This is a genomic window from Pseudarthrobacter sp. AL07, assembly GCF_029960665.1.
Lineage (GTDB): Bacteria > Actinomycetota > Actinomycetes > Actinomycetales > Micrococcaceae > Arthrobacter.
In genome coordinates, this window is sequence record NZ_JASBRB010000003.1 from 189955 (window position 1) to 203906 (window position 13952).

The 13952-nt window shown below is 65.2% G+C and carries 16 protein-coding genes; 10 read left to right on the forward strand and 6 right to left on the reverse strand.

Features of this window, described 5'->3' with window-relative positions:
- The 7 genes from QK290_RS04500 (at position 1) to QK290_RS04525 (ending at position 3787) form a co-directional block, all read left to right on the forward strand.
- Complete coding sequence (locus tag QK290_RS04500) at positions 1-294, forward strand: hypothetical protein (protein ID WP_282329493.1); 294 nt, start codon at positions 1-3, stop codon at positions 292-294.
- 3 nt (positions 295-297) lie between these two features.
- Positions 298-549, forward strand: coding sequence for a PspC domain-containing protein (locus tag QK290_RS04505; protein ID WP_282329494.1), 252 nt, complete (start codon positions 298-300; stop codon positions 547-549).
- Positions 550-924: 375 nt separating this feature from the next.
- Positions 925-1092: an AAA family ATPase gene (locus QK290_RS18620; protein ID WP_348994654.1), complete on the forward strand. Its 168-nt coding sequence runs from the start codon at positions 925-927 to the stop codon at positions 1090-1092.
- A gap of 3 nt (positions 1093-1095) precedes the next feature.
- Complete coding sequence (locus QK290_RS18625) at positions 1096-1383, forward strand: hypothetical protein (RefSeq protein ID WP_348994435.1); 288 nt, start codon at positions 1096-1098, stop codon at positions 1381-1383.
- On the forward strand, positions 1383-1856 hold the full coding sequence (locus tag QK290_RS04515) for a response regulator transcription factor (protein WP_282329495.1): 474 nt from the start codon (positions 1383-1385) through the stop codon (positions 1854-1856). Before QK290_RS18625 ends, QK290_RS04515 begins: the two co-directional genes overlap by 1 nt.
- A 97-nt stretch (positions 1857-1953) precedes the next feature.
- Positions 1954-2979, forward strand: a complete 1026-nt coding sequence (locus QK290_RS04520; protein WP_282329496.1) for an ATP-dependent 6-phosphofructokinase — start codon at positions 1954-1956, stop codon at positions 2977-2979.
- A 91-nt stretch (positions 2980-3070) separates the two neighbouring features.
- Positions 3071-3787, forward strand: a complete 717-nt coding sequence (locus tag QK290_RS04525) for a GNAT family N-acetyltransferase (protein WP_282329497.1) — start codon at positions 3071-3073, stop codon at positions 3785-3787.
- Between the two features lie 8 nt (positions 3788-3795).
- Here the strand turns inward: QK290_RS04525 and QK290_RS04530 are convergent, their stop codons facing one another.
- From QK290_RS04530 to QK290_RS04555, 6 genes are all read right to left on the reverse strand, one after another.
- Positions 3796-5304 (reverse strand): DHA2 family efflux MFS transporter permease subunit, encoded by a 1509-nt coding sequence (locus QK290_RS04530; protein ID WP_282329498.1) that lies wholly within the window; start codon positions 5302-5304, stop codon positions 3796-3798.
- 36 nt (positions 5305-5340) lie between these two features.
- Positions 5341-5790 carry an ankyrin repeat domain-containing protein gene (locus QK290_RS04535; protein ID WP_282329499.1) on the reverse strand — a complete coding sequence of 150 codons (450 nt, stop codon included), beginning with the start codon at positions 5788-5790 and terminating at the stop codon, positions 5341-5343.
- Positions 5790-6872: a glycine cleavage T C-terminal barrel domain-containing protein gene (locus tag QK290_RS04540; protein WP_282329500.1), complete on the reverse strand. Its 1083-nt coding sequence runs from the start codon at positions 6870-6872 to the stop codon at positions 5790-5792. Before QK290_RS04540 ends, QK290_RS04535 begins: the two co-directional genes overlap by 1 nt.
- A gap of 75 nt (positions 6873-6947) precedes the next feature.
- The gene (locus tag QK290_RS04545; RefSeq protein ID WP_282329501.1) at positions 6948-7670 is read right to left on the reverse strand and encodes a flavodoxin family protein; all 723 of its coding nucleotides are present in this window, start codon (positions 7668-7670) and stop codon (positions 6948-6950) included.
- Positions 7671-7744: 74 nt separating this feature from the next.
- Positions 7745-8359, reverse strand: coding sequence for an FABP family protein (locus QK290_RS04550; RefSeq protein ID WP_282329502.1), 615 nt, complete (start codon positions 8357-8359; stop codon positions 7745-7747).
- A 169-nt stretch (positions 8360-8528) separates the two neighbouring features.
- Entirely contained in the window at positions 8529-9263 is a 735-nt protein-coding gene (locus QK290_RS04555) for a permease (RefSeq protein ID WP_282329630.1), read from the reverse strand.
- A 383-nt stretch (positions 9264-9646) separates the two neighbouring features.
- On the opposite strand from QK290_RS04555, the gene QK290_RS04560 reads away from it, so the two are divergent.
- The 3 genes from QK290_RS04560 (at position 9647) to QK290_RS04570 (ending at position 13951) form a co-directional block, all read left to right on the forward strand.
- A complete protein-coding gene (locus QK290_RS04560) occupies positions 9647-10345 on the forward strand; it encodes a response regulator transcription factor (RefSeq protein ID WP_282329503.1) in 699 nt (232 codons plus the stop codon).
- A 236-nt stretch (positions 10346-10581) separates the two neighbouring features.
- Complete coding sequence (gene mshD, locus QK290_RS04565) at positions 10582-11553, forward strand: mycothiol synthase (RefSeq protein ID WP_282329504.1); 972 nt, start codon at positions 10582-10584, stop codon at positions 11551-11553.
- Between the two features lie 148 nt (positions 11554-11701).
- Complete coding sequence (locus QK290_RS04570) at positions 11702-13951, forward strand: RNA degradosome polyphosphate kinase (protein ID WP_282329505.1); 2250 nt, start codon at positions 11702-11704, stop codon at positions 13949-13951.
- Position 13952 lies beyond the last annotated feature (1 nt).

Here is a 13952-nt window from a genome sequence, read left to right on the forward strand (position 1 = left end):
ATGAGCAGCGTCAATCCGTCACCGGACCCATACACTCCGGAAAGCACGACGGCGGCCGGTCACCCAGGAGCCGACGCCCCGCAGCAGCCATCCGCCCGCGTGGGCACCATAGTCTGGGGCTTGATCGTGATGGCGCTGGCCGCCCTGATCATCATCGCCCGGTTGGGTGTGGTGACCCTGAACGGCACCTATGTCCTGATCGGCCTGATGATCGGCGCCGGCGCCGCGCTGGTGATCGGCGGTCTCCTCTCGGCCCGGAAACGTGACAACGAACCCGCAACAGGGAAGTCTTGAACCATGGACAAGTTCTTCAGCATCGTCAGGGGCTTCGGCCTGAACCGTGGGCCCCAACGCTGGCTGGGAGGTGTGTGCGGCGGCATTGCAGCAAAGCTCAACGTGGATGTGGCATTCGTCCGGATCGCTTTCCTGGTCTTCTGCCTCCTCCCCGGTCCCGCCGTCGTCCTCTACATCGCGGCCTGGCTGGTCCTTCCTGACCAGCAGAACTCCATCCCGCTGCAGAACTTCCTGGACCGCCGGTCCATCAGCTGACACCACAGACCAAGAACCGTCACGTTCAACCGGCCTGGTCTGTTGGCCGGGACCCCGGGACTGCCACGCTGGAAGCATGAACAGTTCCCTCAGCCCGGGGCAGCGGCAAGCCCCTGATGCCATTGCGGTCCGTGACCTCAACAAAACGGACGGCCTGCCCAAAGGCGGGAACCCCACGGCAGTGGACCAGGTGGATCTGACCATCCTTGCCGGTGAAACCTACGCCCTCCTAGGCCCCACGGCGCCGGCAAGTCCACCACCATCGAGATCCTGGAAGGCCACCGGAAACCGGACAGCGGCGAGGTCAAGTCCGTTGGGCTCGGCGGCAAGGGCGGCGCCCGAATCTCAACCCTTTCGGGCGGCCAGCGGCGGCGGCTGGACGTTGCGCTGGGGATCATCGGCAACCCGGAAGTCCTCTTCCTGGATGAACCCACCACAGGCTTCGATCCCGAAGCCCGGCGGCAGTTCTGGGACCTCATCCGCCAGCTGAGCGGCGGCGGCACCAGCATTGTCCGCAGCACGCACTACCTGGACGAGGCGTAGCAATTGGCGGACCTGCTCGGCATCATCACCCACGGACGGCTGATCGCCGAAGGTAACCAGCAGGACATCGGCGGCACGGGCCTCCGCGCACCGCGCGTCCGGTGGCGGGATGCTTTCGGCGTGCGTGAAGTGGCTACAGAGCAGCCGGCGTCCCTGGTCGCGTCGCTCTCCGACGGCGGCGAGGAGGCGGTGGACGCCGTCAGCCGGCTGCGCCCCGCCGTCGTACTCATGGACCTGCGGAGGCCCTTCCTGGACGGCGCCAGCGCCACCGCGCGTTGCTGGGGAGGATGATGTCGGCTGGCACCCACGATTCGGGCTTCTCGCTGGGCCCAGTCCGAGGCGGAAGCGGCGGCGACGTGCTCGGCGGTTTCCTGAAGGTGCTGGTGCTGACCACGTACGACGACGACTCCGACATCATGCGCGCAGTGGAGTCAGGGGCGGTGGGCTATCTTCTGAAGGACACGGCCGGGGACCGCATCATCGAGGCCGTGCGCGCTGCAGCGCGCGGTGAGACGGTTCTCGCTCCGCCGGTGGCGGCACGCCTGGTCTCGCGGATGCGCGAGCCTGAACTGCCTCGGCTGACGGCCCGGGAGGTGGAGGTCCTTCGTTGCGTGGCACAGGGTTTGAGCAATCCCGGGGTGGCCGCCGCGCTCCACATTGCCGAAGCGACGGCCAAGACCCACCTGCTGCGGATCTTCAACAAGCTGGACGTGGACGACAGGACCCGTGCCGTGGTCCTTTCCATGGAACGCGGCATTTTGTAACCGGTTTGTGTCGTAACGCACACCGCCGACTACAATCTAGGTGAGCTCAGCGTGGCGCTCTGCCTGTATACCTTCACACCAGGATTTGAGCCGAGACATGAAAATTGGAATTCTTACCAGCGGCGGCGACTGCCCCGGACTGAACGCTGTCATCCGCGGAGCCGTCCTCAAGGGCATCGCCATCCACGGCCACGAATTCGTGGGGTTCCTGGACGGCTGGCGGGGCGTCGTCGAAGGCGACATCATCGATATTCCCCGCACCTTGGTCCGCGGCATCGCCAAGCAGGGTGGCACCATCCTGGGCACCTCCCGCACCAACCCGTTTGAAAACGGCGGCGGGCCGGAGGTCATCAAGGCCCATATGGACCGCCTCGGCATCGACGCCATCATCGCGATCGGCGGAGAAGGGACCCTGGCTGCTGCGAAGCGCCTCACGGATGCCGGGCTCAAGATTGTGGGCGTCCCCAAGACCGTGGACAACGACCTCGACGCCACGGATTACACCTTCGGTTTCGACACGGCCGTGCAGATCGCCACCGAAGCCATTGACCGGCTCCGGACTACGGGCGAGTCCCACCATCGTTGCATGATCGCCGAGGTGATGGGCCGTCACGTGGGCTGGATCGCACTGCACGCCGGCATGGCGGCCGGCGCGCACGCCATCCTGATCCCCGAGCAGAAGGTCAGCATTGAGCAGATCGCCGAATGGGTCCAGGAAGCCCACGACCGTGGCCGCGCTCCGCTGATTGTGGTGGCCGAGGGCTTTGTGCCGGACCACATGGAATCCCCGCACTCCGAGCGAGGCCTGGACACGTTCGGCCGGCCACGGCTGGGCGGGATCGCGGACCAGCTCGCCCCTGAGATTGAAGCCCGCACCGGCATCGAGACCCGCGCCACCATCCTGGGGCACATCCAGCGCGGCGGCGTGCCGTCCGCGTTCGACCGTGTGCTCGCCACCCGTCTGGGCATGGCCGCGATCGACTCCGTCGTGGAGGGTTACTGGGGCACTATGGTGGCGCTTAAGGGCACCGACATTGAGCACGTGAGCTTCGACAAGGCCCTGGGCCAGCTGAAGACCGTTCCGCAGAAGCGCTACGACGAGGCCGCGGTCCTCTTCGGCTGAGCCGTCTACGCGCGAACGGACACTTGGGGCCCCTCTGCTGTGGGGCCCCAAGTGTCCGTTCGCGCTTCGCTGTGCTGGGTAGGCTGGGGATATGACTCTTGACCCCGGTTCTGCCGCCATCATCCAGCTCGCTTGGGCCCGGCATTTGGGGCTCGACGACGGCGCTTTCGCTGCGTCGCTGAGTTCCGGCGAGCGGATGGTCAGGGCCGACAACGCTGCAGAGACAGTGGAGTTCGTCAGGCTGTTCGGCAGCTCGGCACTGGTGGGACCACAATGGGTCATTGACGCCGCCGCCGGAATTCCGGACGAAGAGATGGCCCAGCATGTGACACTGCTGACCCTGACCCGGTCCCACGGAGGCCACGGCCTGGGCGCGGCGGCGTTGTTCTTCGCCGACGACCTGCCCCTGCGCCAGCCCTCCGAAGAACTCACCGTGTCCCACGGAAATCCAGAGGCGATCGAGCTGGAAGGCCTGTGCCCGCCGGACGACGTCAACGAAGTGCACCTGTCAAAACTTGAGCACCGGTACACGATCCTCCACGAGGTGGACGGGCAGCGCCTTCCGGTGGCATGCGGCGCCTACGGGGAATGGGAAGGCCTTCTCGCCCGGATGGGAGTCCTGGTGGACCCCGAGTGGCGGCGACGCGGGCTGGGATCCGTGGCCGCATCCATCGCCGCCCACGAGGCCCTCGCGGCGGGCCTCACCGTCCAGTGGCGCGCCGAAGTCAGCAATACCGGGGCGGTGGCCCTGGCGCGGCAGCTTGGCCTGTCCGCCGGCGGCATCCAGACCAGCGTGCACCTGCGCTGAACTGCACATCAGCCGGCGGCGGGGACTTCCGCCTCAGCACCATCCCCGGGCTGGGGAACGGGCTCGGGCTTCGCGAAAAACGCTACTGTCAGCGCGCCGACGAGAAGCACTGCCGCCGGCAACAGGACGGACTGGCCCATCGCCGTCGCGAACGGTGCGTGCAGCGCCTGCGGCAGGGCCGCGCCAAAGCCTTCAGTGGACGCCGTCTGTCCGGGCGGCAGAGGCGGGAATTCGGCCACAATCCGGGTCTGAATCAGTGCGGCCATGGCGGCTGCCCCTAGCACTGAACCGATCTGCCGGCTGGTATTGAAAACACCCGAACCGGCACCCGCCTGGCGCGGCGCCAGATTTCGTGTGGTGGCATTGGCGATCGGCCCGAAGATGCAGCCCATGCCCAGGCCCTGTACCGCACTCGGCAGGAGGAACATCCAGACAGGAGTATCGGGCGTCATAAGCACCGACGTCCAGGAGATGGCCAAGGTGAAAAGCAGCATCCCGGTGACTGCAAACCAGCGCGGATTGACGCGGTCAATCAGCTTGCCCACTATGGGCGACAACGCACCGGTGAGGACGGCCATCGGAATCAGCAACAGGGCAGACTGCGTGGGAGTCAGACCCAATGCGACCTGGTAAAAAATCATGGAAGCCAAAGGGTAGGCCGTAATGGAAAATCCCACCACGGCTATTCCCGCGTTTCCCAGCGCGAAGTTCCGGTCCTGGAACAGGCCCAGCGGCAGCAAGGGTTCGCCGCCTCTCCGTTCAAGCCACCACTGCCAGCCGATGAAAATCGCCATTACAACAACGCCGGCGATGATCAGGCCCCATACCGTGAACGGGCCGCCATCAATGGTCCCCCACTTGTACGTCTGTCCTTCCTGTATCCCGAAAACGATCAGGAACATGGCAACGGCGCTCAGGAGCACCCCCACCACATCGAAGGAGTGGCTGTGCGTTTTCAGTTCCGGGACGTTGCGCATCACCAGCAGGAACGCCACGATGCCGATGGGCACATTGATGAAGAAAATCCACTCCCAGCCAAGGGAATCAACCAGGACTCCGCCGAGGATGGGCCCCACCAGGATGGCCATGCCCGCCGTGGCACCCCACAGCCCCATGGCCGCGCCACGGCGGTCCGGCGGGAAGATGCGGGTAATCACCGCCATGGTCTGGGGCGTCATCAGGGCACCGCCCACTCCTTGCACGGTCCGGGCCAGGATGAGGATCGCGATGTCGCCGGACAGCCCACACCACAGGGACGCGAGTGTAAATACCGCCAGACCCGCAATGTAGACCTTTTTCGGTCCGAAACGGTCCCCCAGACGCCCGGCAATCAACAGGAGCACGGCATAGGACAGCAGGTACGCGCTGGTAACCCAGACGACGGCCGTGATATCGGCGTCGAGCGCCCTTCCGATACTGGGGTTAGCCACGAACACGATGGTGGTGTCGATCAGGATCATAAAGAACCCCACCACCAGCGACCACAAAGCCAACCAAGGCCTGGCTACAGTTTCCATGCGGTTCCTTTGACTACGTCGGCTGCCGCTCGTGACTCACTGCGGAACGCTGCCCAGCAGATCGAGGATGTCCGCGCGGGCGAACATCTGCGCCGCAGCCCGGGCGGAGGGGCTGCCGGCGTCGGGATCTGCACCGGCGTCCAGCAACACCCGGGACACCTCCGTGTACCCCTTGAATGCTGCACCGGCCAGGGGGGTCTGGCCGCGGTCGTTGGCCGTATTGGCCTCACCGCCGTGCTCAAGGATCAGCTGCACCGTTTCCGCGTGGCCGTGGTAGGCAGCCAGCATCAGCAGGGAATCGCCGGCCGCATTGGTCATTGTGGCCGGGGCGCCGGCGTCCAAATAGCCGCGCAGGAGTCCGGCGTCCCCCTCCCGGGCAGCCTGGAAGAGCCGGTGCGCCAACGCCACGGCCTCGTCGTCCGGCGTTGAGGCATCGGCGCTGGCATCGCCGGGTGAAGCGTCGTCGGATGCGGTGTTCTCGGTCATCAGCGGGTCCCCCTCAGGAATCCAGTCTGGCGCCCCACTACCTGGCCGGCGTCGGGAGCAACAATTACTTCCTGGGCAGCGATGTACGGCTCCTCGCCGTCCAGCACGGTCAGCATTTCATCCGGTGCGACGGACCGCTTGATGACGGCCAACGCCACCGGGCCCATTTCATAGTGCTGGGCAACGGACGTCACTGTCCCGACCTTCCGCTCGCCGAGCATCACCGGGCTGCCGGGAGCTGGCATGGTGTGCTGCGACCCGTCCAGCTGCAGGAACACCAGGCGCCGCGGCGGATGGCCCAGGTTGTGCACGCGGGCGACGGTCTCCTGGCCCTTGTAGCAGCCCTTGGACAGGTGCACGGCGGTACGGAGCAGGTCCAGTTCGTGCGGAATGGTTTTGTCGTCGGTTTCCGCGCCCAGCCTGGGGCGCCACGCAGCGATGCGGAGGGCTTCGGCCGCCATGACCCCGGCGAGCGGGCGGTCCGCCAAGGTTTCCTCGAGTTCAGCAGCCGGCACCAGGTACTCGATCCATGGCCGCTCCAGCCCCGGGTGTCCTTCTTCCGGGACCACGGCGTAGGAGTAGCCGCCGGCGCCAACGTGCGGCCACGGATCCTGCCACGCCAGCAGTCCGGACCATTCCACCACAGTCTTAGTGGACCCGAGAACTGCCCAGTCGGCGGAGACGTCGGTGATCTCGACGCGCAGCATGAACTTCATTTTGTTCAGCCACTCAGCCAGCGGTGCAGCCTCGGCGGCCTCAACAATCAGCCAGGTGGTCCCGCCGTCGTCCACTACCCGGGCGTCAAACTCGATCCGGCCCTGGACACTCAGGAACAGCAGCTCGCTTGACTCCCCAGGCTGCAGGCCGGTGACCTGCTGGGAAGACAGGGTGTTCAGCCAGGTCAGCCGGTCCGGACCGCTGACGGTCACCACGCCGCGGTGGGAGAGGTCGACGACGGCGGTACCGGCTGCGAGGGCGCGCTGCTCACGCAGCGGCTCACCATAGTGGGATGCGACGCCGGCGTCCGCGCCGGTGGCCTCGACGGCGCCGGGGCGCGACAGTAGGGGGCTGGGAGTAGTCATACTGGGGGAACGTCCTTAGGAGAGTAGGTATTCCGGTCAAGGGCAGCGGATCCCGCTCCCCGCCCGGGGGCGGCGTCAGCGGTATTCGGGGTTCTCGAAGTCGAAGCGGGTTCCGGCTTTCCATTCTTCAGGGAGATTGCCGTACGCGGGAATCCCACCAGCGTCCTTGAGCATCCGGGCGAAATGCAGCAGGTTCCAGGTCATAAAGGTGGTGTTGCGGTTGGTGAAGTCGGATTCGGGGCCGCCGGAGCCTTCATCCAGGTAGCTCGGGCCCGGACCCACCGGGCCGATCCAGCCGGCGTCGGCCTGCGGGGGTATGGTGAAGCCGACATGCTGCAGGCTGTACAGCACGTTCATGGAACAGTGCTTGATGCCATCCTCGTTGCCGGTGATCAGGCAGCCGCCCACCTTGGGGTAGAACGCCCACTGTCCCTTGCTGTTGAGCTGCCCGGAGTGGGCGTACAGCCGTTCGATGAGCATCTTTGTCTGTGAGGAGTTATCGCCGAGCCAGATGGGACCGGCAACCACCACAATGTCGGCTTCTTCAACAGCCGGGTAAAGTTCCGGCCACTCATCGGACGGCCAGCCGTGCTCGGTCATGTCGGGGTAGACACCGCTGGCGATGTCGTGATCGACGGTCCTGATCACGCGGGTGCTGACGCCCTGCTTCTCCATGATGAGGCGGCTGACGTTGATCAGGCCCTCGGTGTTGCTGGTCTCCGGCGACCGCTTAAGGGTCCCGTTAAAGTACACAGCCTTCAGGTCGCTGTAATCGGTGGAGTTCTTCGGTGTAGCCATGACGCTCCCTTGATTCACTCGCCGGTGTTGCCCAGGAAGCCAAGTCTACTGAGAATCGGTGACGCGGCTGGGTGTCAGGAAACCTTTTCGAGGAAAGCCGAGGCGTGCGCCTCGAGACCTTTGCCGGGCTGTGATGTTCCGCCGGGGGCCACGTCCCAGCGCCAGAGCAAATTGCCGTCCACGAGGCCGAAGATCCGGGTGGCCGCGCTGTAGTCCTTGGAATGGCTGCCGCGCATCACCATGTCGGTGCTGAGCTGGATCTGCGGGCCTTTGATCTGCCCGTAGTAGAGCTCAGAGATCCCGCCGGGATGTGAGATGGACACCGAGATATCGAACCCGCCGTCTTTATTGCGCAGCGCTTCGACTTCATCGGCGCTCTTGAGTGCGGGAACAATATCGGCCGGAATCAGGCCCGGTCCGCCGTCGGCATCAAGCTGTTTGCGCTCCAGCGCCCAAAAGCCGGTCTCAACCGTCAGCGGCCGCAGGCGTGTGCCGTCGTCGTCAGTTAACCAGCTCTCCGCGCGGTACTGCAGATACGGCAGACCGTTATGCGTGAAGGACACATGCTGGAGGAAGTGCTCCGAGTCCTCGTCCCCGCTCCCGAGCCGGCCGCTGCCCTCCCACTCACCAATGAGCCAGGAAAGCGGAACAAGTTCCGGTGTCAGGTCTGTAGGAATTTCTATCGGCACGCAATTACCTCAGGAAAATGCTAGTTCGTTGAACAGGTTTACTTCTGGCCTTTAAAGAGGCGGTAAACCACAAAGCCGGCGAACCAGGCCATGGACAGGCTGGCGATGCCGAGCAGGACGAGGAAGAAGATTTCAAATGCAAGTACGGACATGATGCCATCCTAACCGGTTAGTAGATGAGGAGTTTGTCTATGAAGTAAGCCAGGGAGCCCACGGCCGAAACCGGTGCAAGCCCCATGCTAACCGCAGCCAAAAGATTCAGCGGACCGCCGCGGAGTGTTACCAGGCGCCGGAAGCTGACCAGCACGGCGCCCACCACAACGCCGAAGATCGCCGCGGGCACAACTGTAATGTCGGAGAAGACCAGGCCGGCAAGTGGCCCGGCAAGTCCTGCCATCACGATGCCGAGCGGGGCCACGATGCTGTCCGGCCATCGGATCAGGCCGGCCAGCAGTGCCACGGCGGCGCTAATGGCAGCGACCAGGAGCATCTCCCGCACGCCGTTGAAGCGCGCGCCGGCAATCCAGCCGGCACCCAGGCATGAGAGGAGCACACCGGCGCAGCAGCCAAGGGTGGATTCAAGCCGTTGGGCCTGGCCGGTGCCTCGGATGAGCTGCACGATGAACACAGCCATCATGCCCAGCGCCATGAATGCAGGCGTCCAGTCCAGGAAGCCCGGCGCGGGGACGAAACCGGCAGCGAGCGCAGACCCGACGCCGGCCAGCGCAATGACCGCTGCCAGGGTCTTCTTCGCGGGGATGCGGAGGAAGTGAGGCCAGCCGATGCCGACCGCCATGGCGATCACCACGGCGACGCCGACAAGTGCCTCGCGGGAGACGTACACGCCGGCGATGATGGCCACCAGACCCGCCACTCCGACAACACCGATGACCCACGAGCCCAGTGATTTTGCCGGGGCCTGCACCTCGGCGGTCACAGGGGACCCGGCCGGCCGGATCGCGGCGGCTTCGACTCTGCACTCAATTCGTGGCATCCCATTCTGGCTGTGGACCCGGCGGCTCTGCCTACCGCGTCAGGGCGTTCTGCCCCACGGCTCAATCCTGCCTTATATGACCCGGATATGTCGCAAAGCGGAAGTTTGCCGGGCCGGAATCCGTGCCGCCGCGCGGGCTGGTGGGTATACTCAAGGTTCAGCTACGCTTCCTGCAACGGATGCCTGCCGGATAGATCCTTAAGTCGGCGAATTTCGCTGCAGTACAGATAGTACCGGCCGGTGAAAACCCGGTTCAGTCGCCCGAAGATGCGCGGACGCCCCTTGGAGGAACAATGTCGCACATCCTGCTATTGACGAACAGCACCGGTTCATCGGTAAATATCCTGCCTGCCCTGGAATTGCTGAATCACCGTGTGCACATCCTCGCCGCGGAACCCACAGCCCTGCTGGAGACAGATCCCTGCGACGTCGTGCTCCTGGACGCCCGCAAGGACCTGGTGGGCGCCCGCTCCCTCACCCAGTTGCTGAAAGCCACCGGCCTGAGCGCACCCTTGGTCCTGATCCTGACCGAAGGCGGCATGGCCGCTGTTTCGTCGGCTTGGGCAGTAGATGACATCGTGCTCGATTCAGCCGGTCCCGCCGAAGTGGAAGCCCGCATCAGGCTCTCCATAGCGCGGGCTGTGCCGGACAAGGATGACGCCCCCACGGAGATCCGCGCGGCGGGTGTGGTCATCGACGAAGCGAGCTATACGGCGCGCGTCAACGGAGCGCCCCTAAACCTGACGTTCAAGGAATTCGAACTCCTCAAATACCTCGCCCAGCACCCCGGCCGCGTCTTCACCCGCCAGCAGCTGCTCACCGAGGTGTGGGGCTATGACTACTACGGCGGCACGCGCACCGTTGATGTCCACGTGCGGCGGCTGCGCGCCAAACTCGGCGCCGACCACGAAAACCTGATCAGCACGGTCCGGAACGTCGGCTACCGCCTGACCCTGGTGCGGCAGCAGGAAGACGAACTGACAGAAGCCTGACACCGTTCAAACAGCACCTTCAGGCAGGAACAGCCCCGGACGAGTGGCCCGGGGCTGTTCCTGTATTTGTGAAGCTTTGCTGGTGGAGGACATACGGGTCGAACGTATCGAGGCCACCCCACTGGTGGATCCCCCTCGTTCCCGCCGTAACCGGCGGGTGAGATAACGACTATACGTGCCTGCCCCGGGGCCATCAAATCGGGGCGCCTTCCGGCCGGGGCGTATAGCCTAGCCTCATGAGTCCTGCGCACCCGGAAAAATGGCCCGTCTTTGTTGTCCACGGCGGCGTGGAGGAACAACTGCTGAAGGACTGCGTGACGCTCCTGGCAGCTGCCGAGGAGTCTGACGGCAACCCCTCACTGTCTGAACAAACGGTGGTGACGCTCCGCGCCGGGGACTCGGCGGAGCATTCCCTCCTGACCCTTGCGCTCTACGCACCGGACGAAGATTCCGATCCTTCCTCCGGTCAGGACCTGGCCGGGTTTGCGGTCGTTGTCGCGGAAGCGGACGACGGCGGCGTGCTGGAAATCGCCGTCCATCCGAGCTACCGCAACCAGGGCGTGGCAGACCGCCTTGTGGGCGCACTGAAGTCAGAGCGCGGCCTGGACGGCCTGAAGGCTTGGTCCCATGGCAACCACGAGGCGGCAGCGGACCTCGCCGCCCGCTACGGCTACGGTCCGGTCCGCGAGCTCTGGAAGATGAGGCTGACTACCGCCACTGCGGAACTGCCCGACGTCGGTCTCCCGGACGGCGTCACGCTCCGCGCCTTTGTGCCGGGCAAGGACGAGGACGGTTGGCTGGCTGCGAACCGCGCCGCCTTTGCCCACCACCCCGAGCAGGGCTCTATGTCCCGCGCGGACCTGGATGCCCGGCTGGCCGAGGACTGGTTTGATCCCGCCGGCTTCCTGCTGGCGGTGGACGCCGAGGACCGGCTGTTGGGATTCCACTGGACCAAGGTGCATCCGCACCACGGCGCCCATCCGGCGATCGGCGAGGTCTATGCGGTGGGCGTGACACCTGCCGCGCAGGGTATGGGCCTGGGCAAGGCACTCACCGTGGCAGGCATCAGGCATCTTCAGGGCCTGGGGCTTCACGCCGTGATGCTTTATACGGATGCCGACAACGCTGCGGCCGTGTCCCTCTACCGGGGCTTGGGCTTCACACGCTGGGACATGGACGTGATGTACGGCCCGCTGTCCGCCGTTTAGAGGGGCCCGGGTGAGTTAGCCCACTCGTGTGACTAGCAGCTTCGGATAAGCCCAAATCCAAGGCTCGTGAATGCTGATTGATTGTAAGGTTGGTAGAGAACCGCGCCGGCCGAGGGCCAGCATCAAGCGCCAGGTAAGAGGAGAGACCATGAAACCGGAACCCGCCGGAACAGTCACGTCCGAAGGCGCCTCGGTGCCGGTGCGCGCGCGCTTCGGCTCGTCTGAAGTCCCCGCCTCGCGTGCAACGCAGGACCGGATCGACATCCCCGAATTTGCGCCAAACCCTGTGCCTGAAGGGGACATCCGGCCGGACCGGTTCCTGGACCGCGAGCTCAGCTGGCTGGCATTCAACTCCCGCGTCCTGGAGCTCGCCGAAGATCCCGCGCTCCACCTCCTGGAACGTGTGGCTTTCCTGTCCATCTTCGCGTCCAACCTTGACGAGTTCTTTATGGTCCGCGTGGCAGGCCTGAAGCGGCGGATCGCCACCAACCTCGCGGTGCCCTCCCCTGCCGGACTTAGCCCGGTAGAGGTCCTGGAGAAGATCGGCGACGAAGCCCACCGCCTCCAGCAGCGCCATGCCCAGGTCTACGCCGAACAGATCCGCCCCGCCCTGGCCTACGAGCACATCCACCTGATGCACTGGGACGAACTGGACGACGCCGCCAAGCAGCAGCTCAGCGCGATGTTCGCCGAAAAGGTCTTCCCCATCCTGACGCCTCTGGCTGTGGACCCGGCGCACCCGTTCCCCTACATTTCGGGACTGTCCCTGAACCTGGCCGTGGTGGTTCGCAACCCTGTGAGCGACAAGGAGCTCTTCGCCCGCCTCAAGGTTCCGGACCAGCTTCCCCGCCTGATCTCCATCGACGGTCCGCGGGCCGGAGCTGTCGCGGGACGCGTGGCACGTTTTATCGCGCTTGAGGAAGTCATCGCCGTCCACCTGGACAAGCTCTTCGCCGGCATGGAAGTCCTGGAACACCACATCTTCCGCGTCACCCGCAATGAAGACCTTGAGGTGGAAGAGGACGACGCCGAGAACCTCCTGCAGGCGCTGGAGAAGGAACTGCTGCGCCGCCGGTTCGGCCCTCCCGTACGTCTTGAGGTCACCCACGACATCAACCCGAACATCCGGGCCCTGCTCATCCGTGAGCTCGGCGTGGAAGAGTCCGAGGTGTACTCGCTGCCGGCTCCGTTGGACCTCCGCGGGCTGTCCGTCATTGCCGGAATTGACCGTGCCGACCTTCATTACCCCAAGCAGCTGCCGCACACGTCCCGGTTCCTGAACGAGTCCGAGACGTCCAAGGCCGCCAACGTTTTCTCGGCCATGCGCCGCCGCGACATCCTGCTCCACCACCCGTACGACTCCTTCTCCACCTCGGTGCAGGCGTTTCTGGAACAGGCGGCCGCGGACCCCAAGGTCCAGGCCATCAAGCAGACCCTGTACCGGACTTCGGGCGACTCCCCCATCGTTGACGCCCTGATCGACGCAGCCGAGGCCGGCAAGCAGGTGCTGGCCCTCGTGGAGATCAAGGCCAGGTTCGATGAGCAGGCCAACATCTCCTGGGCCCGGAAGCTGGAACAGGCGGGCGTCCACGTGGTCTACGGCATCGTGGGCCTGAAAACCCACTGCAAGCTGTCGCTGGTGGTTCGCCAGGAAGTGGACGGGCTGCGCCGCTACTGCCACATCGGCACCGGCAACTACCACCCCCGCACGGCCCGCTACTACGAGGATCTTGGCCTGCTGACCGCCAATGACCAGGTGGGCGAGGACCTTTCCAAGCTGTTCAACCAGCTCTCCGGCTACGCGCCGAAGTCCACGTTCAAGCGGCTCCTGGTTGCTCCCCGCTCCGTCCGCTCGGGGCTGATTGACCGCATCGAAACCGAGATCCGCAACGCCCGCGCCGGGCTGGCCGCCAGGGTGCAGATCAAGGTCAACTCCATGGTGGACGAAGCCATCATCGATTCCCTGTACCGCGCCTCCCAGGCCGGTGTGATGGTGGACGTCATTGTGCGCGGCATTTGCTCGCTGCGTCCCGGCGTCCCGGGCCTCAGCGACAACATCACCGTGCGCTCGGTGCTGGGCCGCTTCCTGGAACACTCCCGGGTTTTCGCCTTCGCCAACGGCGGCGATCCCGTGGTGTACATCGGCTCGGCCGACATGATGCACCGAAACCTGGACCGCAGGGTCGAGGCCCTGGTCCAGCTGTCCAATCCTGACGACATCCGCTACGTCCTTGACCTGCTGCAGCGCTACATGGACCCGGAAACAGCCAGCTGGCACTTGGATAACGAGGGCTTGTGGAACCGTCACCACACTGCCGACGACGGCAGCCCCCTCGACGACATCCAGTCCTGGCTGCTGGCCTCGCGCACCCGCCAGCGCAGCCTGAGCCGGCGGTAGG